General features: G+C 41.2%; 21 protein-coding genes. 9 read left to right on the top strand and 12 right to left on the bottom strand.

Annotated elements, in window-relative coordinates:
* The first annotated feature begins 201 nt into the window (after nt 1-201).
* Nucleotides 202-1,158, top strand: coding sequence for a sensor domain-containing diguanylate cyclase (locus L1264_RS01705; protein ID WP_135926309.1), 957 nt, complete (start codon nt 202-204; stop codon nt 1,156-1,158).
* A gap of 3 nt (nt 1,159-1,161) precedes the next feature.
* On the opposite strand, the gene L1264_RS01700 is transcribed toward L1264_RS01705, so the two are convergent.
* Nucleotides 1,162-4,047 carry a M16 family metallopeptidase gene (locus L1264_RS01700; RefSeq protein WP_235403592.1) on the bottom strand — a complete coding sequence of 962 codons (2,886 nt, stop codon included), beginning with the start codon at nt 4,045-4,047 and terminating at the stop codon, nt 1,162-1,164.
* A 247-nt stretch (nt 4,048-4,294) separates the two neighbouring features.
* Between L1264_RS01700 and L1264_RS01695 the strand changes: the two genes are divergently transcribed.
* The gene (locus L1264_RS01695; protein WP_138558361.1) at nt 4,295-5,251 is read left to right on the top strand and encodes a methylenetetrahydrofolate reductase; all 957 of its coding nucleotides are present in this window, start codon (nt 4,295-4,297) and stop codon (nt 5,249-5,251) included.
* On the opposite strand, the gene L1264_RS01690 is transcribed toward L1264_RS01695, so the two are convergent.
* The 3 genes from L1264_RS01690 to L1264_RS01680 form a co-directional block, all read right to left on the bottom strand.
* Nucleotides 5,248-6,216 (bottom strand): sensor domain-containing diguanylate cyclase, encoded by a 969-nt coding sequence (locus tag L1264_RS01690; RefSeq protein ID WP_138558362.1) that lies wholly within the window; start codon nt 6,214-6,216, stop codon nt 5,248-5,250. The two genes, L1264_RS01695 and L1264_RS01690, sit on opposite strands and share 4 nt — an antisense overlap.
* Nucleotides 6,217-6,264: 48 nt before the next feature.
* On the bottom strand, nt 6,265-7,509 hold the full coding sequence (locus L1264_RS01685; RefSeq protein ID WP_235403591.1) for a DEAD/DEAH box helicase: 1,245 nt from the start codon (nt 7,507-7,509) through the stop codon (nt 6,265-6,267).
* A gap of 94 nt (nt 7,510-7,603) precedes the next feature.
* Nucleotides 7,604-8,305 carry a DUF3581 domain-containing protein gene (locus tag L1264_RS01680; RefSeq protein WP_135925956.1) on the bottom strand — a complete coding sequence of 234 codons (702 nt, stop codon included), beginning with the start codon at nt 8,303-8,305 and terminating at the stop codon, nt 7,604-7,606.
* 513 nt (nt 8,306-8,818) lie between these two features.
* Here L1264_RS01680 and L1264_RS01675 point away from each other — a divergent pair.
* Genes L1264_RS01675 through L1264_RS01665 form a run of 3 tightly spaced genes read left to right on the top strand, consistent with a single transcriptional unit; the run spans nt 8,819 to nt 11,096 of the window.
* Complete coding sequence (locus L1264_RS01675; RefSeq protein ID WP_135925957.1) at nt 8,819-9,220, top strand: DUF3019 domain-containing protein; 402 nt, start codon at nt 8,819-8,821, stop codon at nt 9,218-9,220.
* Nucleotides 9,220-9,906, top strand: coding sequence for a response regulator transcription factor (locus L1264_RS01670; protein ID WP_135925958.1), 687 nt, complete (start codon nt 9,220-9,222; stop codon nt 9,904-9,906). The genes L1264_RS01675 and L1264_RS01670 overlap by 1 nt, the downstream gene beginning before the upstream one ends.
* Nucleotides 9,906-11,096 carry an ATP-binding protein gene (locus L1264_RS01665; protein ID WP_235403590.1) on the top strand — a complete coding sequence of 397 codons (1,191 nt, stop codon included), beginning with the start codon at nt 9,906-9,908 and terminating at the stop codon, nt 11,094-11,096. The genes L1264_RS01670 and L1264_RS01665 overlap by 1 nt, the downstream gene beginning before the upstream one ends.
* On the opposite strand, the gene L1264_RS01660 is transcribed toward L1264_RS01665, so the two are convergent.
* The 5 genes from L1264_RS01660 to proB form a co-directional block, all read right to left on the bottom strand.
* Nucleotides 11,080-11,922 carry a MipA/OmpV family protein gene (locus tag L1264_RS01660; RefSeq protein ID WP_199526280.1) on the bottom strand — a complete coding sequence of 281 codons (843 nt, stop codon included), beginning with the start codon at nt 11,920-11,922 and terminating at the stop codon, nt 11,080-11,082. The two genes, L1264_RS01665 and L1264_RS01660, sit on opposite strands and share 17 nt — an antisense overlap.
* 402 nt (nt 11,923-12,324) lie before the next feature.
* The gene (gltX, locus tag L1264_RS01655) at nt 12,325-13,809 is read right to left on the bottom strand and encodes a glutamate--tRNA ligase (RefSeq protein WP_135925961.1); all 1,485 of its coding nucleotides are present in this window, start codon (nt 13,807-13,809) and stop codon (nt 12,325-12,327) included.
* An 81-nt stretch (nt 13,810-13,890) separates the two neighbouring features.
* Nucleotides 13,891-14,250: a glutathione S-transferase N-terminal domain-containing protein gene (locus L1264_RS01650; RefSeq protein WP_135925962.1), complete on the bottom strand. Its 360-nt coding sequence runs from the start codon at nt 14,248-14,250 to the stop codon at nt 13,891-13,893.
* Between the two features lie 66 nt (nt 14,251-14,316).
* On the bottom strand, nt 14,317-15,288 hold the full coding sequence (locus L1264_RS01645; RefSeq protein ID WP_235403589.1) for a GGDEF domain-containing protein: 972 nt from the start codon (nt 15,286-15,288) through the stop codon (nt 14,317-14,319).
* Between the two features lie 64 nt (nt 15,289-15,352).
* Nucleotides 15,353-16,456, bottom strand: a complete 1,104-nt coding sequence (gene proB, locus L1264_RS01640; RefSeq protein ID WP_135925964.1) for a glutamate 5-kinase — start codon at nt 16,454-16,456, stop codon at nt 15,353-15,355.
* A gap of 123 nt (nt 16,457-16,579) precedes the next feature.
* Between proB and L1264_RS01635 the strand changes: the two genes are divergently transcribed.
* Entirely contained in the window at nt 16,580-17,527 is a 948-nt protein-coding gene (locus L1264_RS01635) for a DMT family transporter (RefSeq protein WP_199526281.1), read from the top strand.
* Here the strand turns inward: L1264_RS01635 and L1264_RS01630 are convergent.
* From L1264_RS01630 to pdsO, 3 genes are read right to left on the bottom strand one after another with little or no spacing between them, the layout of a single operon-like run.
* Nucleotides 17,434-18,021, bottom strand: coding sequence for a class GN sortase (locus L1264_RS01630; protein ID WP_199526282.1), 588 nt, complete (start codon nt 18,019-18,021; stop codon nt 17,434-17,436). The genes L1264_RS01635 and L1264_RS01630 overlap by 94 nt on opposite strands.
* A complete protein-coding gene (locus L1264_RS01625; RefSeq protein ID WP_199526283.1) occupies nt 18,009-20,009 on the bottom strand; it encodes a marine proteobacterial sortase target protein in 2,001 nt (666 codons plus the stop codon). Before L1264_RS01625 ends, L1264_RS01630 begins: the two co-directional genes overlap by 13 nt.
* A 26-nt stretch (nt 20,010-20,035) precedes the next feature.
* Nucleotides 20,036-20,773 (bottom strand): sortase-associated OmpA-like protein PdsO, encoded by a 738-nt coding sequence (gene pdsO, locus L1264_RS01620; RefSeq protein WP_199526284.1) that lies wholly within the window; start codon nt 20,771-20,773, stop codon nt 20,036-20,038.
* 219 nt (nt 20,774-20,992) lie between these two features.
* Here pdsO and pdsR point away from each other — a divergent pair, with 219 nt between their 5' ends.
* The 3 genes from pdsR to L1264_RS01605 all read left to right on the top strand — a co-directional run bounded on the left by pdsR (nt 20,993) and on the right by L1264_RS01605 (nt 24,092).
* Entirely contained in the window at nt 20,993-21,682 is a 690-nt protein-coding gene (gene pdsR / locus L1264_RS01615; protein ID WP_199526285.1) for a proteobacterial dedicated sortase system response regulator, read from the top strand.
* Nucleotides 21,682-23,808, top strand: a complete 2,127-nt coding sequence (pdsS, locus tag L1264_RS01610) for a proteobacterial dedicated sortase system histidine kinase (protein ID WP_199526286.1) — start codon at nt 21,682-21,684, stop codon at nt 23,806-23,808. The genes pdsR and pdsS overlap by 1 nt, the downstream gene beginning before the upstream one ends.
* A gap of 113 nt (nt 23,809-23,921) precedes the next feature.
* Complete coding sequence (locus L1264_RS01605) at nt 23,922-24,092, top strand: hypothetical protein (protein ID WP_158685596.1); 171 nt, start codon at nt 23,922-23,924, stop codon at nt 24,090-24,092.
* Nucleotides 24,093-24,095 lie beyond the last annotated feature (3 nt).

Genomic DNA, 24,095 nt, shown 5'->3' with positions numbered 1-24,095 from the left:
ACACGAAGCTGCATCCCAAAACGACGTAATTTCTAAAATACGTTTTGCCACCTTCCTCGCTATTATCAGACGTATCCATATATTCTTAAAAAGCAGCAGCACAGAAAAGCTAGCTATTTAGGATTATTTTTTACAATCATAACAGTGAAAACTTATCATTTGTTGCTAATCTTACATAAGTGGTATTGGCTGGGTAATAATGTGGTTGAGTCAAAAGAATTCTTAAAATTAATACTCGATAGCATCTCTGAGCATATCGTAGTTATCAATGAATTAGGTGATATCATCTTTGTTAATCGCAGTTGGCAGACTTTTGGCCAAGATAATAATTGCAGTTGTGACGTGCAGTGGCGCCAACAAAACTATTTAGCAATTTGTGAATCAGCTGCAAAACAAGGTGATGAATTTGGTATAAAAGCACTCGCAGGCCTACAAAAAGTCATCAACAGTCAACAGCAAGAATACTATTTAGAATACCCTTGCCACAGTGATACTGAAAGCCGCTGGTTTTTGATGCGTGCAGTACCACTAGAATATCAATCACAGCGCTATGTCGTTATTAGCCACTTAAACATTACTGAAAGAATGCGAGCAGAACAGCAATTAAAAATGCTCGCGCACATTGACGGTCTTACTCAACTTGCGAATCGTCGCCATTTCGACAATTTCTTTGAACAAGAATGGAGTCGCTGTTTACGTTTAAAACAGCCCATTTCTATTGCCATGATTGATCTTGACCATTTCAAGTTGCTTAATGATAACTTTGGCCATTTAGTCGGCGATATTTGCTTAAAAAGTCTAGCAAACTTGCTTACACAATTTGCCCGCAGACCCAGTGATTTATGTGCAAGATACGGGGGAGAAGAATTTGTATTAGTTTTGGGTAACACACATAGCGAGCAGGCCTATCAACTACTCTCTCGGTTTATGACGCAATTAACCGAGCTACATATTGAAGAGTTGCATAATCAACAACTAACCGTAAGTATTGGTTTAGCAACTTTAGTGCCTGGTTTTTTAGACAATGCGACCACGTTAATTGACATGGCTGACAAAGCGCTTTATCAAGCAAAAGAAACAGGTCGAAACAAGCTAGTTGTTGCACAAACACAAACTGACATTGTGAGCAAAATGCCCCTAACTAGGGGCATTGAATAGCAGTTATTGGAATACCTTTTCAACATCAAGTACGCTGATATTTTTTGCAGGTATCGCAAGTTTATAGTCAGCAATCAGTTTGTCTTCAGCAACAAGCTCTGCTGGTTTTTCAGCGTTATACACCATAGGTGATGTTTGCTCTGAGGCTAGGCGTTTTTGCATGTCTTTGCCATCACCGGTAATAAACACATAGTGAATATTCTCAGTTTGCAGGTTATCGCGAATAACACGGTTAACATCATCAAGGGTTAGCTTTTCAAGCTTGCCGCGCACATAGTCAACAAAGCTCTCAGTGTTGTAGAACTCACTATCAAGCGCATAGCCTAATTGGCGATCTTGGCTTGCAACCATTTGTGGCACAAAGTTAATTAAGAAGTTACGAGTCGCTTCAAAATCTTCTTTGCTGATGCCATTTTTAATTAGCTTATCAAGCTCAAATAACGCTGTACGCGTTGCAAAGTGCGCATCGTTGTTAGAACGAAGCGGACGTAACCATACTTGGAAAATTTGCTCTGAACGACCTAAATTAGCATCAGGTTTTGTTTGGAACATACCACGCGGGAAGTACTCAATATACGCGTAGTCACCATAGTTCATACCACGTGTTTGACGAATGCGCTGATACAAGAAGCTGTTTGAGCTGCGGTGTTCGCCAAAGTAAGAGCGAACTAACCAAAGCGCTGTCCAGTCATCGCTGCTACGAATAGTATCGATTGGGAAACCAAATGATACAGCGGTAGATTGCGCTGATTTTTCAACAATAGTCGCATGATGACCCTTTAGCGCTGGTGCATCTGGGATCATTAAGCGGCTTTCTTTACCTTGTGGAAGCGATGTTAAATCTTTCATCATTGCTGATTTAACTTCACTTGGAATAGCACCAATTAAACCAACCGTTAATTTTGATTGAGTAAACTGCTTAGCATAAAACGCTTTCACATCGTCAAGTGTCAACGCTTCAAGGTCTGATAAATCACCATAGTTATAGCTTTCGTATGGGTGACCTTTATAAAGCTGATGATAAAGCACTTCTTTACCTAACTCTTCGTCATTTGATGCTTTAAGGCCTGCTTTAATGCTATCGATAAGCTCTTTTTTCAGACGCTTGAAATCATCTTCTCTAAAGCCAGGGTTTAACATCTGATCGCTAACAAGTGCATACCACTTCGCTGCATTGTCTTTGTGCACACGACCACGTAGTGAAATCATTTCTTTATCGATTTGATACCCAAAGCTTCCCGCCAATGGGTATAAGGCTTTTTGAATATCTTTATAGCTCATAGTTTCTGAGCCACCTTGCGCTAACATCGCAGCAGTGAGTGCAGCTAAACCTTTTTTCCCTTGTGGATCAGCTGCTGCACCGGTATTAAATAACCAGTTAACATCAACTAAAGGTGAGCTATTGGTTTTATCAAGTACTTTAAAGTGACGTTCTGTTGGGGCTTGTTCAATACTTGCAACCAGCGCGTTTAAATCAACCTCTTGTTCAAAACCAGCCACTTTATCAAGCGCCGACATTGTCACAGTAGTGCGGCTTGAATCAACAAAATACTTGTTTGCTACCGCTTTGATATCTTCAGGAGTGATGCTATCAGCAATTGCGTACAGTTGGTTAATAACCTCAGGGTCGCGCTCAAAATGCATGTAGCTTGCAAGCGTTGACGCAATTGACTGCGATGAATCAAGACCATTAATAAAGCTGTATTTTAGGTTTGATTTCAAATCCGCTAACTTTTGTGCATCAACTAACTCAGTACGTGCTTGTGCATAAGTACGGTTAATCGCATCACGGGCTTTAGCAAGGTCCGCTTCGTTTTCGACTTTTACAAACACATGTAATAAACCCGGATCTTTAGTATCTGGGTTATAGGTAAACATTTGACTAGCAATTTGTTTATCAACAACAAGCTCTTGATAAAGTGCCGAGTTGTTAGAGAAATAAAGCTGCGAGATTAAATCAAGGGCTGCACGGTCTTTTTGGGTTGGATCCCATGCCGTGCCTTTGTAAGACACAAGCAACCAGTGACCTGGTAAACCATCATTTTTTTCATGTACATATTTTGCAGCTTGTTGTTTTGGCTCAACAGGAATATCAGCTTGGTAATCGCCCTTTTTCCAGTTACCCCAATGCTTTTTCACCATAGCCATGGTTTCTTGTGGATCAACATCACCAACAATGACTAAAGATACATACTCTGGTTTATAAAACTTAGCGAAAAACTCTTTACCATAGGCCATTTGATCAGGCATAGCTTCAATGTCTTCAAAAAAGCCCATCGTGGTATGCTTATACGTGTGCTTTTCGAATGCTTCGTTACGAACAGCAGAAAGTAACTTGCGAATTGGGCTGGCATTATTCTTTAGATACTCACCTTTAACAGTAAGCGCTTCAGTGCGGAACTGTTCTTCACTGTATGTGAGGTTTTGGAAAATATCGGCTTCGATTTCGAGTACTTTGTCTAAGTGCTCTTTTGAAAAGTTTAAGTGATAGTTAGTGTAATCGTTGGTCGTGTACGCGCGATTATCAACACCTGAATTCTTTAAAATATCTGAATACACATCTTGCGGGAATTTTTCAGAGCCTTTAAACATCATATGCTCAAAGAAGTGTGCAAAACCGGTTTTACCTGCTTCAACTTCGTTACGTGAACCTACCGATACCGGAATTTGCAGTGAAACTACATCTGGGTAATCGGTTTTTACCACCATCACGCGAAGGCCATTATCAAGCTCTTCTAAAAGGTAGTCTTGGCTGAATACACGGCTATCGTCTTGGCTTGCTAGCTGCTCAATTTCGACTTCTTTAACCATAGTTGACTGTGAATTACTCGCGCAGCCACTTAGTGCTAGCGTTACAGCAACACTGGTTGCTAGTAATCTAAATTTCATAATGTTCCCTTGTTAGTTATTTTTTTCATGATCATTGCTGATTGATTATGCATCAAAGTGCCAGAAAATATGAGAGCCAGTGCAATAATTTATGTAAACAGGTGTGTCAATTTAGCGAAACGCTCGGCTTTCAATATGAGTAAAATTCATAGTCATTGAAAAACTTTCATGAAAAAAATCTATCTAGACGTCTAAATGGCTGCTATATTGTTTGTCATAGACATGAGCACGAGCTGGAATGAGGATTATGGCTTTATCACTACAAGAGAAAATTGAAGACACCAATCAAGGCGTCTACCTAATTGGTACTACACCACCAAAATCAGGCACAGATAAAGCCACATTAGAAACTATTGCGCAGAAGCTTCTTGGTCGTTTACACGAAATTGAATACGATGGTGTAATCATTTATGACATTCAAGATGAAAGCAGCCGTACAGCGATTCCGCGCCCTTTCCCATTCAAAGAGACTGTCGACCCGCGTGAGTATTCTAAGTTATTACGTAACTTATCTCAGCAAGATGTTATCACCTATAAAAGTGTTGCCCAGCGTGGCGAAGCTGAATTTACCGAATGGCTAAACGAAACTCGTAATGAGTTTGAGTTAAAAAACTTAGTGCTAGTCGGTAGTCCATCATCTGATGGTGATATCAAATTAAGCCTACCTGATGCATACAAAACCTTAGCAGAGCAAGATAGTGATGTATTTTTAGGTGGTGTTACGATTGCTGAGCGCCATGCGAGCAAGCGAAATGAACATGAAAGACTACTTAAAAAAACACAGCAAGGCTGTCAATTTTTTATTTCGCAAGCCGTCTATAATGCCCAAGCGACAATCGACTTGATCACCAGTTATGCTCGTAGCTGTAAAGCACAAGGCTCAATACCAAAACGCATTATTTTAACGTTTACCCCTTGTGGTGGTGAAAAAACTTTAGAGTTTATGGAATGGTTGGGTATTTCTGTACCTGAGGCAACTAAGTACCGTATGCTCGATGCTGCAAATACTTTAAGCGAATCAGTGCGCATCTGCCGTGAAAATCTCGACTTAATTTTACAAAGCTGCGCACATTTAGATGTACCGCTAGGTTTAAATATTGAGAGCTTAACTAACCGTAAAGAAGAAATTGATGCATCAATCAATCTTTACCGTTTACTAAAAGCAATCATGGAATTAAACCTAGCTGAGAAGCAAATAGCTTAGCGTGCCGCCTTCGAGGCTTGCTTTTTCTCATACATATCTTCATCTGCCCGCTTTAATAGCTCAGCAAAGTTTTCTTTTGGCTGAGCTATTACCCCTGAGCCAATACTTAAACTTGTGACAGGAATGCCCCGCTTTTCTAAATTTATCTGAAAAGCGGTATTAAGCTTATCAGCTATACTATCGATGCAATCACCGGGCTGGATTTGCAATAAGGCAATAAACTCATCGCCCCCTAAGCGGCCGATAATATCGGTTTCTCGTAGGCACTCTTTCATGGTGTCGGCTAAACAAATCAAAGCTAAGTCACCAACTTCGTGACCGTAAGTGTCATTGAGCGGTTTAAAGCTATTTATATCGATAAATAAACAACTAATATCAAAACCAAGACGCTTCGATATATTCAATTTATGTTGGCAAAGTAGGTCTATTGCACGGCGGTTATAAATATTAGTGAGTGAATCAAGCATGGCAATTTCACGCATCTGTGTGAAGTTGTCTAAAAGCGCAAGGTCATCTTCGACCATATCGCGAAGCTGTTCTATCAATTCTAAAAAGCTCTGTTGATAATGGGTTTGTTTAAAATCCATTACGCAAAAAGTACCAAACGGATCGCCACTTGGCCAGCTAATAGGCACCCCAAGATAAGACTCAAAGCCATCTTTTACTAGCGGGCAGTCATCCCATTGCTGGTCTTGACTAGCATGATCAACATACAGCGGTGCCATATCACGCAGTACTTTTTTACAGAAAATATTATCGTCAGCACTTAACTCGGCCCCCGCCTCATAGGGGTTTTCTTGCTGCTCACTGGAGACGATAATGCGATAAACATTATCAGTTTTGTGGACTATAAAGCCCGCGGGTGCAGAAAACAGCTCAGTCATGAGATCTATTGTTTTCTGCCACTTTGCTAAGGAGAATTGCTTATCTGCGCGGCGAAACGTCCATTTATTCTCTTCTAACATACTAAACTCTCATCTTTAGCCAGAGGATAGTATAAATATATGCCAAATTTAGGAACGTCTCCTACTTTTTTGCCCTAAAATGCGTTTTTTATCGCGGGAACGTCGTGCTTTATTCGTATTTTTACGAACCTGTTTTGGCTCTTTTGTTAAGTCCGGCTCATAACCTGGTAACCACTGCGGCGTGAGCCTTGTGTCGAGCAATATATCTATCTCGTCCAGTAACCACTGCTCATCTATGCTAACTAATGACATCGCAACGCCTTTTTCGCCTGCACGCCCTGCACGCCCTGTGCGACCAATGCGATGTACGTAATCCTCAGCTACATAAGGCAACTCATAGTTAATCACATACTTTAGTGAAGCAATGTCAAGACCACGCGCCGCAACATCCGTGGCTACCAGCACCCTTGTTGCACCTGATTTAAAGTTTTGTAGTGCTTTATCACGCGCTCCTTGGCTTTTATCGCCATGGATAGACTCTGTTTTTAAGCCATCTTTACACATTTCTTTAGCGAGCAAATCAGCAGTTTGTTTAGTGCGAGTGAAGATCAGTACTTGCTGCCAATTTTTCATGCCAATCATATGAGAAACTAACTCTCGCTTACGATCTTCATCAACGGCATAAACTAGCTGCTCAATTTCAACAGCGGCTGAGTTACGCTTATTCACTTCAACTAATTTAGGATCATTCAATAACTGCTTACTGAGTTTAAAAACACTGTCATCAAATGTGGCTGAAAAAAGTAAGGTTTGGCGCTCTTTTGGCACATGACGCAAGATGCGTTTAATCTCATCAATAAAACCCATATCAAGCATGCGATCAGCTTCATCAAATACCAAGGTGCTAATACTTGAGAGTTTAATACTGCCTTTGATCAGGTGATCAAGTAAGCGTCCCGGCGTTGCAACTACAACCTGCGCCCCTTTAATGGCTTTAATTTGCGGACCAATACTAGCTCCGCCATAAGCAAGCGCGGCTTTGATATCAGTGTGCGCAGCGTAGCGCTCTACGCTTGCAAAAACTTGCTGGGCAAGTTCGCGGGTTGGCGTAAGAATAAGCACTTTGACGGCACTTGGTAGCGCTTCTAAGGACAATAGCTTATCTAATAAAGGCAAAACAAATGCTGCTGTTTTACCAGTACCCGTTTGTGCGCTGCCCATTACATCAGCACTAGCCAAAATAAGAGGAATAGTTTGCGCTTGAATAGCCGTTGGGGTGTGATAATTTTCGGCTTGCAATGCTTCTAAAAGCGCTGGTGCAAGATTTAACTCTGAAAAGGTCGCTGCTGACATGATATGAGGTACGTTTACTATAAAAGCGCTATTGTACGCTTAACACAATAAACAAAAAAGGCGCAATTAGCGCCTTTTCTATCAACCGAAAAAATCACACTGGTTTTAATGATTCTTTGCGCTGATTGTAAAAACTAATTAAATCATCAACGGTTGCTTGGCAATAGTCACGAATGCCAGAAACAAGCATGTGCTTTTCACCTGAACCTACTTTCTCGCCATTTTCTAACAAGTTGAAGCGAAGCGTAATTTTGCCGCGCTTACCTGTAAATTCAAAATCAGGCTCAGCAAACTGCAGTTCAGGTGAGCTGATATCTAGGCGGTCAAGGTTGATTAGCATTGACTCGTAAATCACCATTGGGCGCGCGGGGTTAATCATCACGTCTTGCTTACCCATTAGTGGAATGATCACATGCGGGAAAGTGGTGCCAGAAAACTCAACATAATTTTTAATTAAGCTATTTGTTAACTCAGGGCACTGGCTAACAGCCCCTTCTCGTTTCACTTTTAGCATGACTTTTTCGCCATCAGTAATGGCAAACTCATCAGCACCTTCAGGGAAAGTGAGCTTTGAATTTTCATCAACCATACCAGCAAATGTGAATTCCATTTTTTCACTTATGCCATAACGGTTTAAAACCAGCGAAAAAAGTAAATCGCCCGGTACACAAAACTTTTTAGCGTCTTTATCGTGTAATGGATTGAAATCATCAGCCACTAACTTGGCGAAACGACAGCCTTGCTCACGTGAGATTGAAACATAATCAGCATGTTGCTGATAATAAGGACTTAACATATTTGTTCACTGCTTAAACTACTTATAACCTGCCTATACTACCAGAAAAAAAATAAAGAGAGGTCGAATCTGTTAAAATTAAGCAAAGTTACTGAAAACAATAAAGCAAATTTTAGCACTGCAACATTGTATCAATTTGTAGCAAGTGATTAACAAATCCATGCGAATAATAAAGACTTCCCCTCACAAGCCTGTAGTGAAAAACTATTAACTTAAACTAGATAAACATTCACTTCTCTTGATAAAACAACACACTAATGAATCAAAATAAATGACTCAATCTGACAAGCTGAATACATCTAAAGAGGTTGATCCCGCTATTTGTAGCTCAAAGAATAAATAAGGTATGATAATTGTGTTTTTTATCGTGTAATCACCATTTAGGTTGTATAAATAATAATTATAATAAGCGGCAAAGATAAGTACTCAAATGAGTGCTAGTTGGTTACATCAACGTTCGACGGTTAATGTTACTTTGAAAAAAAGACTATTAAAAATCAGAGATGTGCGTAAATGATCAAACGATTATATTTGGCATTGCTGCTTTTGTGTTTCTTTTTTTCGTCGCTGTGTTTGAGTGAAGAGTTTTCTAATCAGCCTTTTTTTAAAGTATCTCCCACCGTTTGTGTCACTGAAGCAAAACAAAAAGCATGTGAATTCAAAATACAAGTTCATTTTCGCATAGCCCCTTTTGATGAGTTATGTTTAGAAGTAACTCAACGCCCTCAGTACACCCAGTGCTACACACAAAATGGCCTAATTGTTGAACAGCTTAATATTAAAACAAAGCACCCACTGACTATTAAATTAGTAAACCCATTGAGCAATCAGATTGTAAAAAAACAACTACTTTCAATAGCAAATTACGAAGCTAAAGATTACCGCATAAAACGGCGTTTTGGCTGGAGTTTATAATGCAGCATATTTTTTTAATTGAAGATGATGTGAAACTAGCAAGTTTAATTCAAAAGTTTTTACTAAAACATGGCTACACCATAGATGTGTTTAATACTGCTGAGGCCTATCGCAACAGCGACATCACCTTCATGCCTTCACTCATCATATGTGATGTTATGCTACCGGATGGCAATGGCTTTGAGTTAATTTCTCAGTTGAAAGAAAAGTACAGTTGCCCTGTCATTTTTCTAACGGCACTGGATTCTGTGCAATCACAAATTAAAGGCTTAGATCTCGGAGCCTACGACTATCTTGTCAAGCCTATTAAACCTGAGCTATTGCTGGCAAAAATAAAAACAATCATAGCTCATACCATCGGCCAAGATAGCTTTTCAAATGAGTATGACCTACTTCGGATTGACTCAAAGAAAAGAGATATCTTTTTTAAAGGTAAAGCACTCAACCTAAACGATAGTGAATTCGAGATCATTGCTTATTTGGCTAAAAACAGTCCGCAACCTGTTTCCCGTGAAGTTTTATTTAAACATGTCATTGGTCGTGAATACGACGGGTTAGACCGTGCTATTGACCTTAAAATCAGCCGCTTAAGAAAGAAACTAAAAGAAACGATTAGCGAGCATAAAGAGTCGCTTGATATAAAATCAGTAAGAGGTAAAGGTTACAGCTTGGATATCTCGCATTAATGAAGCAGCAGTTTTTTAAATTATATTTAGTCATCACAGTGAGTCTAATCGCTTTAGTTCTCGCGTTTGGGCAGCTGTATAATGAATTTTTTTCTGAGCATGAGCCGAGTATACAACTCAGCGTCCATGAGCTTACACAAATCGCCGAACATAAAGATTCACGGATCAGCACCTTAAACCAAAATGAGTTAGTGTTACCAAGTTCTTTACAAACTACTTTCGAAAACGATGGCATTATTAGTGTGGTCGAAAATAATCAACAGTTTGTGTATCTCAAAGGCAGCAATGGAACTATTCAAAAAGTAGGCCCGATCACTTTGATTTCGCAGACCAAAACAGACTGGTTTGCGTTCTTTGCTTTTTACCTATTACTCGGCGCTATGATCCTAGTGTTTATTCGCCCCGTGTTTCGTGATTTAAGCTCGTTACAGCGCGCAGCGTACCAATTCAGTAAAAAACCGCAGCGGATCGAGCTTGATATTAAGCCTAACTCGTCGATTGCACCGCTTGCTAGTACCTTTACTCACATGTCTGAACGCATTAACAAATTCGTTCAGCTTCATAATGATTTATCACGTATTATTTCGCATGAAATTCGCACTCCCCTTACACGTATGCGGTTTGCTTTATCCATTGCTGACGTAGAACCAGAGCAAAGTAGCCAAATAGAACGCGATATCGATGAGATTGAACTGCGTTTGGAGCAGTATTTATCGTTTGCTCGCTTAGAGCATCAACAAAGTGTATTTAATCAAGATAAAGTTGATTTAACTAAGCTAATCAATTGTGAAATTGCTAAGTTCGATTTGTATAAAGAGCTCCAATTTATTGCAAAGTTAAAAATAGATACTGCATATTGTGAAGCGAGCTTTATGGCTATTGCAGTGCAAAATTTACTGATCAACGCCACAAAATACGCAAAAAACACTATTCAAATAAGTAGTGAAGAACAAGCAGCCCATTACTCTATAAGCATTACAGATGATGGCCCCGGCTTACCAATAAATGCCGATGCCTTAATAGAGCCTTTTAAACAAGGTGAAGGTGATAAGCTGGCCAGTGGTTATGGATTAGGACTTTATATAGTCCATCGTATCGCTAGCTGGCATGGCGGTAAAATTAGCTTAGCTAATAGCTCAGAAACTGGCGGGGCGAGGATCACTATTCGCTGGCCTAAAAGTGGTAAGTAATCCCAGTAAAACCTGAAAAATAGCCATTTTTATGGATCATTGTTGAATTAGCTAAGTTACTATCAAGCCAAGTGTGCTTTAATTTGAAATCTAAACTTAGACTATCGTTAATTGGGTATTCGTAGCTAATTTTTACGTAATAATTGATGGCACTTTGTAAGTCATAATCAAATACACGGGTTTTACTTTCTGTAGGTGCAACTGTGTAGTAGTAATCAATGAGCTCTTCATTTTTATAAGTAAGGCCCATTTCAACACCCGCGACTCCTGAAAGCAGCTCAAATGCCTGATAACCATTAAACAAAATTTCGTAGCCATTATGCACAGCGGTTACATCATGCACATATGCTGCGCTAAGCCAGATGTTATCGTATACATTCAATGCAGATGATAAGCCCGCCATGTATGATAGATCACGTTTAATTGGCGTTAAATTTATAGGTGAAGCGGTAGGAATGGTAGGTCGGCCACTGTTTGATCTTATCACACCCACAGCATAGAGCTTATCTATGCCATCTAATTCAAAGAAAAAGCCATCATCGTTAAATCGACCAAGTAAATCAACGTAAAAACTCTCTGTTTCGATTAAGCTGTAACCTATAGAAAAATCGTCGAAATACCAATTATCACCATAGTAAGCAAAGCTAGGTAAAATTGGTGAAGTAATATCATCAGCATCAAGAACAGGGTTTTCGATTCCCCCATAGCCCAGCGTAATGCTGGCATGAATTGTCGACTTTTTAATTAATTGCGGCTGTTTATCATCAGCCTGCGCAAACGCAGTTGATGCAGTTAAACAACATACTAAGCCAAACAATTTATTCATTAACTTGATTCACCTCGATACCATAATTAAAAACAGTTATGGCAACTATATAATACTAACAATAGCCTACTCTTAACGCTTACAGGTGCGATCATATCGTTTGCCTACATTTTTGTATAATTATTTTCCAGTCTACACTGTTAAAAATAGCTTATGATCCCCTATCAATTAAATCTAACATATTGAATGAAATATAAAATAGTATGTACATTTTGCTACATTGGTTTTCAGTTTTTAGTTATTGTTTTTGGTTATTTCAGTAGCCAAATGTGAGAGCTAACTTCCAAACCTGTTTTGTAAAAGGCATTACATTTAACTCAGCTTGCTTAAAAACCATCTAACCTGTCAATCAAACATAAAAAAACCGAGCATAAAGCTCGGTTTTTGAAAGTTATATTACGATTAAGCTTGCGGATAATCGCGATAGGCACGTTCGATGTTTTTCGCTTGCTTTTTAGACACACCAATATGTGCTAATGCTACACGTAAACGAGCTCGTGAAAGGTCTGAACCTAAAATTTCCATTGCATCAAGTACTGATGTTGAAGATGTCTTACCTGTGATAGCCACGAAAATTGGCTCAAGGAAGTCTTTAATCTTCAACTCATGGAAAGTCGCAACTTCTTTTGCGATTGCAAAAATCGCTGGTTTTTCCCAACTGCGTAAACCTTCTAATTGCCAGATGAAGAACTGTAATGCTTGACGGATTACATCTTCATCAGCTTTACCCGCTGTTAATAGCGCGGGATCATAGCTTGGAATACCACCCACGAAGTGACCGGCAAGGTCAACCATGTCAGAAAGCGTATTAATACGCGTTTTTGCTTCTGGCAATACTTTGGCGAATAGCTCAGTATTAAATTTCCAATCAACAAAACGTTGCATTAGTTCTGCATCAGATAAGTTTTCACGGATCCACATACCGTTTAACCAGCTAAGCTTATCGATGTCGAAAATAGGGCCGCCAAGCGACACACGTTTCATATCGAAGTGCTCAATCATCTCATCTAAAGTGAACTTTTCACGCTCATCTGGCATTGACCAACCCATACGGCCTAAATAGTTTAATAGTGCCTCTGGTAGGTAACCCATTTCTTTATAGTAGTTGATTGAAGTTGGGTTTTTACGCTTCGATAATTTTGACTTATCTGGATTACGAAGAAGCGGTAAGTGACCAAGTACTGGCGCTTCCCAACCAAAGTCTTCATATAATTTTAATAGCTTAGGCGCTGAGTTGATCCACTCTTCACCACGGAAAATGTGGCTAATTTGCATGTGGTGATCATCAACAACGTTGGCAAGGAAGTAAGTTGGGAAACCGTCGGCCTTAAGTAGCACTTGCATGTCTACATTTTCCCATGGGATCTCAATGTCGCCACGTAGGTAGTCGTTAAACTTAAACGTGCCTTCACTTGGGATCTTCATACGAATTACGTAAGGTTTACCCGCTTCAAGGTTTGCTTTAATTTCATCTTCAGAAAGATTTAAACCACGACCATCGTATTTAGGGCGTAGGCCTTCGGCCATTTGCTCTTCACGCATTTGGTCTAGTTCTTCGCTCGTAGCAAAACAGTAAAAAGCTTTACCCTGTTCAACTAACTGATGCGCGAATTTCTTATATAAATCGCTACGCTCAGACTGACGGTATGGACCAAACTCACCGCCAACATCGGGACCGTGATCCCAGTTTAAGCCTAACCATTTCAAGCTATCCATAATAGCTTGCTCTGATTCTGGCGTACTACGAACTTGGTCTGTATCTTCAATACGTAACACAAACTCACCGCCTTGCTGCTTAGCAAAACAGTAGTTAAATAATGCGATGTATGCTGTACCTAGGTGCGGATCACCTGTCGGTGACGGAGCAACACGGGTGCGAATTGTCATGGTTATATCTCTCAAAAGACAATTAAAAAATTTGCCCAAATGCTAGCACAGCACGGGCTATAATCGAAGTGTAAAGCCGCTTTATGCAGCGACTTTATCTAAATAAGCAATGATATCGTTTGATTCATACAGCCAAGTTACTTGGCCGTTTTCTTCAATACGTAGACAAGGCACTTTGATTTTTCCGCCCTGCTCTAAAAGCTCTTGGCGAAATTGCTCGTTACTTTTGGCATCACGAGTTTCAACTGAAAGACCTTGACGCTTAATTGCACGACGAACTTTCACACAAAATGGGCAGGCCTTAAATTGATATAACTTAAATTGTGATGTCACTGAATCAAGCGCCGCTTGCTCAGCAGCCGGACGCTTTTTACTACGTGGCGTGAATACAAAATCAAAAAACAAAATGATGCGGCCTAACAACCAACGAACAAACTTCATCTCACCTTCTCATAGGGTTCTAAAAATAGTGGCCAATTTTAACACAGCAAGAGACGCTGCAACAGGCTAAAACAGCTCTATTGAGTCATCACTGCATTGAGAATCTGGGATATCTAATTCAGAATAGGCTGTAACACAATTTCTGCCTTTGTTTTTTGAGTGATACAAGGCTTGATCGGCTTTTTGCACAAGACTGGCAACCATTTCAAACTCATAAATCGGCATAAAACCGCTACTCACGGTTAAGTTACCCACTTGCGGGAACGGGTATTCGGCAACACATCCGCGAAAACGATTGAGTGCATTACGTGCATCTAACTCGTCGCTTGCTTGAAATAGCACTGCAAACTCTTCACCACCGTAACGAAACACGTAATCTTCAATACGAAAGTTATTTTTTAACAGTTGAGCGACTAATAAAATCACTTCGTCACCGATAACATGACCATAGTTGTCATTCACTTTTTTAAAGTGGTCAATGTCAACAATAGCAAGATACCATTGGCGATGATGGGGATCTAATTCGCTTTGTCCTTTTACAGTAGTTGATGCGATATCGATGACTTTTTTATCAAAAGTTTGCCTGTTGAGTAACTCAGTGAGGGGATCCAATTGTGATTTATAAAGCAGCGCTAGTTGGTTGGCATAAATGTTGAGCATATAAATTGCCAACATACCACATCTCTCTGACAGCTCTTTTTCTGACTCAACAACAAGCACGCCAACCACATTACCCATGTAATAAACAGGTATGTGAGTCGAAATAAAGCCATAGTTTCGACTTATACGAATTTTGTTACGGCTAACCTTATCAATAAGTTCATTAACTTCAGACTCAGTAAGCTCTTCTATCAACGAGTCTTTATTTAGTAGACGGGCTGGGAAACCGGGTTTGAAGACTTTGTTAATATAGATTGCATAGCGCGAAAACTCTTCCAATTCGCTCACAGATTTTATAAGCGCCTCGTCAAGTCCAGCCTCTTCTTCTTGTTGCGTAATTTCTACAACCCAGTCATGTCCGCAAGCGTTAGACGCCATCTATAAAGTCCCCAAAACTATATATAACTTTAGTTTAGTTAACTTTATCAGAAATACTAAAAAACTATAACAAAATCATATCATCTCTGTGAATAACTTCACTGCTCGGCGCAAACGCAAGCAACTGGGTGATTTGCGATGAATGGCAACCTTTAATTTGATCAATTTCTTGATGATTAAAATTAACAAGGCCTTTTGCTATACATTGCCCTTGACTCGTCACTACTTCAATCACATCACCACGTTCAAATTGCCCTCGCACTGTTTTTACGCCTTTAGCCAAAAGGCTTGCGCCACGTTCTTTAAGCGCGGCGCTTGCGCCATCATCAATCACCAATTGTCCGCTACTTTTAGGCCCAGCAAGAAGCCACTTTTTACGGCCATCTTTTGGTGCGGTGAGTTTTAAAAATCGTGTACCTGGGAGCTTATCGGCCATACAATTTAAAATCACATTTTTGCCAGCGCCTTTGGCAATAATGACTTCAACACCGGCGCGACGTGCAATATCGGCCGCTTGCAGTTTGGTTGCCATACCTCCGGTACCTAGGGTTGTGCCACTGCCACCAGCGAGCTCTCTGAGTTCATCATTAATATGCGTCACTTCATTGATGAGTGTGGCATTCACATCAGAGCGCGGATCACCGGTAAATAAACCTTCTTGGTCAGTTAGCAGTAACAGCTTTTCTGCATTCGCTAAAATTGCGACTAAAGCAGATAAGTTATCGTTATCGCCGACTTTAATTTCGGCGGTGGCCACGGCGTCGTTCTCGTTAATAATTGGTACCACATTATGAGCGAGTAGCGCATTTAAGGTATCGCGGGCATTTAAGTAACGTTCACGGTCTTCTACATCGGCGCGGGTCAAGAGCATTTGCCCAACATTCACTCCATACAAAGCAAACAAGCTCTGCCAAATATGAATAAGCTGCCCTTGGCCGATAGCGGCAAGCATTTGTTTTTCAATCAAAGAACGACCACAGGGAGTAATAAGTTGCTCGCGACCTGCGGCAACCGCGCCACTTGATACTAAAACAACCTGATAACCCTGTTTTTTTAATTCACAACATTGGCGAACAAGTTCAACCATGTGTGCTTTATCTAATTTGTCGGTACCGCCTGTCAGCACGCTTGTGCCCAGCTTTACAACAACGACGTGTGGCCTTTGCATTTGATTCTTATATTCTGCATCTTGAGGTAGTTTGTATATATATAACAGCTAACAGTTTTTGAACAAGTTAAAAAAATTCATGCTAGGATCGCGCTCTCGTTTTTTTACTCAATAGCGACACCTATGCCAGCCAGTTTATGCTTAATTATTGCGACCTTTTTATGGGGTAGCTCATACATTGCTTTAAAGCATGCAATCAATGTTTATGATCCCGTATTAGTCATTTTTTTAAGAATGCTAACCACATTATTGATTAGCTTATGTTTATGGCGCTATGTGATCCGCTTTGAGTTCAAACAAGGTGACTGGAAGTATTTAATTGGTATGTCACTGGCTGAGCCTTGTTTTTATTATTTATTTGAAGGGCATGCTCTTGAATATACTTCTGCATCGCAAGCTGGGGTAATTGTCTCTTGTTTACCAATTATCGTCGCTATTTTGGCGTTCTTAATATTAAAAGAGTACATCAGTAAAGCCATCGTCGTTGGTTTTACCTTGTGTATTGGTGGCAGTATTTTATTAACGCTATTATCACCAAGCACAGAGCAAGCCCCTAACCCACTGCTCGGTAACTTTTTAGAATTGATGGCGATGGTGTGCGCGGCGTTTTATACCGTGAGCGTAAAACACTTAGTCGCTCGTTACTCACCGCTGACCTTAATAGCAATTCAAGGGTTTAGTGGTAGTTTGTTCTTTGCGCCTTTTTTATTTTTCATCGAACTACCCAGCGAAAATCAGCACGATTTAAGTGCCCTATTGAGTATTTTATATTTAGGCTCATGTGTCACTTTAGGCGGCTATGGCATGTACAACTACGCCATCAGTAAAGTGTCGGTATTAACCGCTGCTGCTTACTCAAACCTCATTCCAATTTTTGCGTTAATTTTGTCAGCCATTCTACTTGGCGAAGTACTCACACTTTGGCAATGGGTGAGTATCGCAGTGGTATTCGCCGGTGTTATTGTTAGTCAACGTCATCAAGAGCTGAAAGTTGACGTAGACGACGATAATTTATCAGCCGATACTAATAGCCTAAACTCAGTTCCAGAAGCTAACGAGTCAAAAGGGTAACAGGTTAATAAATAAAGGCCTGATTGTGCTAAAAAGCCCTGTTCGCTTTGATGAATAACATCAATGCTACGAACTTGATAGTGTTCAATCTGGCCATTTTGCAACTGCATAGAGAACTGCTCACCCACTGCAACATGTTTTAAAAATGCAAAGTGGGTGTCGTTATGACCCGCAATTAACACCCCTTTTGTGCTGCCAAGTTCACCACTTGGTAAAAAATGCCCGGGGGCAAACGCGAGGTTTCGCCCCGATGCACCAGCAAGTACAGTCAATTCTTGCTGCTGACTTGGCCAATTTATATGTGCAGTGACATAACCATCGGCGTAAAACCAAGGCCTTACTTGCTCATTAGGACTTTGCAAAGCTTGCTGCCAAGCAGACTCAATCAGAGCCTGTGCCAGCCACGCTTTCGCCTGCATATATCCGCCATTAACAAACAATGCGATGCCAAGTAAGGCGCTGCAAACTGGCAGCGCTTTTTTTAGCGCCGCCATTGCCATAACCATGAGAATGTAAGCAGCAGCAACCCAAGTAGCATAAACACTCGGCTTTGTCCGTCGGTTTGCGGTAGCGTCATGCCGTTAGGAAGTTTGTTTCGCACTTGCATTGAACGCTCTGCAACCTCATTACCCGCGTAGTTATCAACTGCAATAAAGGCTGTAAAAGGGCTAAGTAAATGATGCTGAAGTGCTAATGCTTCGACTTCTGCGCGTACCGCCTGTTTTTCGTTATAAAGCAGCAGCGACTTAATTTTTTGTCTGGCCCAGAGTCTAGCGATACCTTCGCCGTTTGCAGCATTGGCGGTTGCTAAATTAATGGTGAGTGGCCCTGTGTTTGTTTGCCCTTTTAACGTTAAGTGCTGACTGCCATCAAGCTTTACGGCAACCAAAACCGGCTCTGAAAAATACAAGTCAGGTAATGGCGATGGCCAATATTCAAGGGCTGCTTTGTCGCCTTCAAGAGCAAGCTCTGTAACCGCAGGATGCGCCAGCTTATCAAAGAGCTGCTGCATTTTGGGCTGTACTTGGTTGGTACTACTAATAAAAGTGAATGTACCACGGCCAATATCTGCAGCTCTGGTCATAAAAAAGCTATTAGGCGCGCTACCAATACCGACGGTAAAGAGCCTGCTGTCACCTAAATCTGTTTGAATTTGTTTAAATAGCTGCGTTTCGTTACCCACACTGCCATCGGTTAAAAACACCACTTGGCGTACAAAGCCATCATGCTGTTTACCATCTAGTACCTGAGTCAGTGCTTTTGCGATTTCGGTGCCGCCATCGGCTTGTAAGCCATAAATGAAGCGCTCTGCACGGCGAATGTTAAAGTCATTGGCAATCATTGGCGTATCACTTAATACCGACACTTCGTTATCAAAGCCTATGATGTTAAAACTGTCATTTTCATCTAATAACGATAAAGCATAAAACAAGGCTTGTTTGGCCTGCTCCATTGATTGGCCATGCATTGAGCCGGAGGTATCAACAACAAATACCATTTCGCGAGGCAGACGAGCTTGCGAGGTAAAGTGATCGCTTGGCGGTACTAACATTAGTAAACCATATTCTTGCCCTGCTACTGTTTCGGTAAAAAATGCAGCCTGTGAGTGGGCTTTATCAAGGGGTTTAAATGTAAGCTCAAAGTCTCTATCCATTGGAACATCACGATTAAGTGATAACTGGTACCGACCAAAACTTGGATTATCAATTTGCAGACCCACTAAATTAGCGCTGATATCACTGAGTTCAAGGCCAATATCCATCGCAATTGCAAGGTTTAGGCTCGCATCAGACTCTTGGCTTTGTGCACGATGAAAAACAGGCTTTAGCCACGCTGATGCCACTTGCGCTGTATTAGCTGTTGCTTCGCTCTGTTGTTCTGTGTCTTTTGTTTCTAGATTCGCTTTTTGCTGTAGTTCTGCCGTTAAAGGTTCGTAGCGCGGCGTAATAGTGGTTGGAAAGCGCAGTGAAAACACACCATCTCGAAAACCGATTATCTCTTGGTATTGCAAGGTAATTTCAATCTCTTCCCCAACTCCAAGGTTTGCCACATCAGTCGAGAAAATGTTCGCGCGCTGCTGACGAACTAAAGCAGCCCGTTTACCCTGTTTTTGAGCTTGCTCAAATTGCTGCTCAGCCTGCTGTTTAAGGGCAATGTTACCGGTGATAATGCGCTCACCAATTTGCATTTGCATGGCATGAACTGCACTTTCATCAGGTAACGGAAACACATAACGGGCATTTACCGCAAACGGGTGCGGGTTTTGATAACGTTGTTTAACAACCACATGATTGATAAGCCCAGTGAGCGTCATAGTGACATCGTTTTTAACTAATAAACCCGACGACACTTGGCTGTTTGAGTCATCATAAAAACGCAGTTCAGCACTGGCATTGGCTGCAAATGCAGGGTTAACTGCATAACCTAAAAAGAGGATAAAAAGACTCCCATAAAGGAGTCTTTTGGTACGGTTACTCAACATAATATGTCACTCCATCGACAGATGAATTAGTGGTTACTTTGCGCTGTGCGTAAGCTGCTTTGTGACACAGGGCGTGTCGTTAAAGTTACGCGGCGATCAAACACGTTTTCTTCGTAGTTATTTGAATCGGCAACACTTTGCTGCTCACCAAAGGCGGTTGCGGTTAAGCGGGTATGAGGTACGCCTTGTTTAATTAAGTAGCTTTGCACAGCATTTACACGCTGTTTTGAAAGCATTAAATTAGCCAATTCATCACCACGTTGATCTGCAAAGCCATTTAAGTCGATAGCCAGATTTGGCTGGGCAATCAGTAACTGCGCGACTTTGTCGAGTTGATTAGCAAAATGCGGGGCTATTTCGCTAGAGCCGGTTTTAAATTGTACCGTCATAGCCAGTAAGGTGTTCAATTGGGCTTGTAGCAACTGCTCTTTTTCGTCAGCTAATAATTCAAGCTGCTCACTTAGGGCTGCGTTATCGGCAATCACTTGTTGGTAATCTGCGGTTTGCTCTTTCATTACAACTAATGCGTGGGCTTGTTCATCAATAGTGTTGTCTGCCGCTTCTTTTTCGCCAATTAAACCGCCTGCAAACGCGCCAACAAATGCGCCCACTGGGCCTCCTAACAAACCACCGACAACTGCGCCAGCACCTAAGCCAATGGCTGTTTCTTTTGGTGTTTCTTGTTTTGTTTTACTCGCAGCGTCTGCAAAAGGGGCTACAGATACAGCAGATGTGATGACAGCGGCAATAATTAATTTTTTCATGGTTTAATCCTTTTTCTACTTAATTGCTTGGCAACATTGGTTGGTGTTGCGAACTTGGTATGGAGCTATTAAAACAAGTCGAAATGGCAATAAAGGGGATCAAAAAAGGCAAACTGCTGAGCAATTGTGGCAGAAAAATGGCAATCGCGTTTTTGCCAGTACGCAAGGCAAAAAATTAGGTATAGTTCGCTATAGAAAGAATTTAAGTAAGTATTAACAATGAAGAAAATAGCAATCGTTGAAGATGAAACAGCAATCCGCGAAAACTACACAGAAATGCTCAGCGCTCAGGGTTATCAGGTTGTAGGCTTTGCTGACAGAGCCAGTGCTGAACTGGCATTTAGTCAATCTTTACCAGATTTAGCCATTGTTGATATTGGCCTTGGCCATGAAGTGGATGGTGGTTTTTTACTTTGCCAAACATTACGCAGTCTTTCTAAAACCTTACCGATTATATTTTTAACCGCCCGTGATAGCGAAATTGATACCGTATGTGGCCTGCGCATGGGTGCTGACGATTACTTAACCAAAGACATCAGTATGGCGCATCTTGCTGCTCGCATTGGTGCCTTGTTTAGACGCCTTGATGCCTTCGATCAACCCGCCGATCAAACCGCTCTTTTGCATCGCGGCCCATTAAATTTAGATACCCAGCGCATGCAGGTGTTTTGGCAAGAGCAACTGGTTGATTTAACCGTAACAGAGTTTTGGATGGTGCATTCACTTGCGCAGCGTCCAGGCCATGTTAAAAGCCGCAACGAATTAATGAGTGATGCGAAGATTTATGTTGATGACAGCACTATTACCTCACACGTAAAACGTATTCGTAAAAAGTTTATTGCTTTAGATGATGCATTTGACTGCATTGATACCGTTTACGGTATGGGTTACCGCTGGGAGCAAGCTTAATGCTGCGTTTGGGGCTTAGAACAAAGTTTATTTTCTTATCCTGCTTTTTATTTTTATTGCCTTGGCTTGGCTATGAATATGTTTGGGAAATGGAAAAGTTCTTAAGGCAAGGACAAGAAAAAACCTTAGTGGGCACCACCCGCGCACTTGCAACGGCATTACATGAGCGCCCTGCTTTGTTTGACTCGCAAACCAACTTTTTAGATCAAGTTGTAAAAGGCCGAGATTTATACGCCTATAACCTTAATAACCCGATTCAACTTGATGGCAAATTGTCGGAATGGCAACCTTATCAAAGCTTATTTTGGCATTATGACAAACGCTATTTACAGGGGTTAAGCAAAGATCATCAACCAAGCGATCTAAGTTTTGATCACATGGTGGGCAAATACGAAAACTACCTTTATGCGGCATTTAAAGTCACTGACAGCTCACTGGTGTATCGTGCTAAAAATGTGCTTAGCTTTACCCGCAATGATCACTTACAGATAATGTTAAAAACACCTGAAGGTGAATTTAAAAGTTATGTGGTGGCTGCCCGTCAAGATGGTTGGGTTAATGCCTTTGATGCCACAACACAAGAGCCGGTCACGAAAATCCAAGGCTACTTTAAAAGCACCGACACGGGTTACAACATAGAGCTGCGTTTTCCGCTTTCGATGTTAGGTAATAAGCTCGGTTTTGCTATTGAAGACTGGGATGAAGACAAGGTTGAGCCTCAGCTTATGTCGACTTCAAACCTGCAAAATCCCAATGATATCGGCTCTGTTTTGGTGCCTTCGCCAGAAATTAACCGTATTTTGAAAGGCATGGGCCACAGTGGTAGTCGAATTTGGGTCGTCGATAACCATCATCGTGTACTTGCGCAATCAGGCTCAATTCATCATGCCGATGGCGTGTGGGCAGACGGCCTAAAAGAGGAGCCAGCAAGAACCTGGTGGCAACGCTTTGAGCAAGATTACTTACACCCACTTTACTATAAAATTTTAACTCGCCCAGAAAATGAGTTTATTGATACCTTACATGATGTCGCAGCGATGCAAGGTACTCACATAGCCAGTGCTTTAAATGGTAAACCCGCATCATCATGGCGCTTAACCCCAGATAACAAAGCCGTTATTTTATCGGCGGCCTACCCTATTTGGATCCAAGATAAAGTCATTGGTGCAGTAATCGCAGAAGAAACCACCAACGGCGTGCGCACTCTGCGTAATAAATCGTTAGAGAAGCTCTTTAATGTCATTTTAGCGGTGATGCTTGTTGGCACTGTGACACTGTTCTTTTTTGCTTCAAGAATTTCTAGCCGTATTCGCCGCTTACGTGACAATGCCGAGCAAGCTATTGATGCTCAAGGGCGCATCACCGGCAAAATTACTTATGCCGATTCGAATGACGAAATTGGCGACCTTTCTCGCAGTTTTGCTAACATTGTTAGTCGCTTAAGTGGTTATACTGATTACTTAGAAAATATGTCATCACGACTCTCCCATGAACTACGTACGCCTGTGGCTGTTGTGCGGTCATCGCTTGAAAACCTACAAATGCAGCCGCAATCTGAAGTGAGTCAAAAATACCTCGACCGTGCCAGTGAAGGGGTTGAGCGGTTAGGCAAAATAATTACCACCATGAGTGAAGCAACGCGCCTTGAACAAAGTATTCAAAGTGCCGAGGCTGAAGAGTTTGACCTGACCAAGGTGATCACCGGCTGCATGCAGGGCTATCAAATAACCTATGGTGAAAGTCTATTTACTTTGTCGCTTGATAAAGAGCCGTTAAATGTCAGCGGTGCACCGGAGTTTATTGCCCAATTGCTCGATAAGCTCATCAACAATGCTCTTGAGTTTAAAACCCCACAAAGCACAATTTCCGTGAGTTTAACCAAGCAAGATCAACACGCAGTACTAACAATTAGCAACCAAGGTCCTCTATTACCTGATGGATTAGTTGAACATATTTTCGACTCAATGGTCTCAGTGAGAAGTCAGCAACATCAGCAGCAGCCCCACTTGGGTTTAGGTCTTTATATTGTAAGGCTTATTTGCGATTACCATCACGGTAAAGTATTAGCAGAAAATTTAGATGATGGCACAGGTGTTGTGTTTACTGTGGAACTGCCTATTAAATAAGCACATTTGCGTTACATATGATTACAGTTTAGTGGCGCGATATTCACCGATAATTCAGATTACAGGACGTAATATTTGTAATACAAACGGCAAATTATTTTTTGGAGGGCATCATGCGATCTGGATTACAACGTGAAGAGATTGAATTCATTATGGGGCTATTTAGCTATAATGAAACAACCGATAAACCAGCAGCTCCAAAAAAGCAGCCTGTTAAAGCTGACACTAAAAAAGTTGATACAGCGCAATATAAAGCAAACTACAAAGCAACTTATTTGACCTAGCTA

Source organism: Pseudoalteromonas sp. APAL1 (assembly GCF_021532475.1).
In the GTDB taxonomy this organism is placed as follows: domain Bacteria; phylum Pseudomonadota; class Gammaproteobacteria; order Enterobacterales; family Alteromonadaceae; genus Pseudoalteromonas; species Pseudoalteromonas lipolytica_C.
This window is presented reverse-complemented; position numbering and strand designations above follow the sequence as displayed.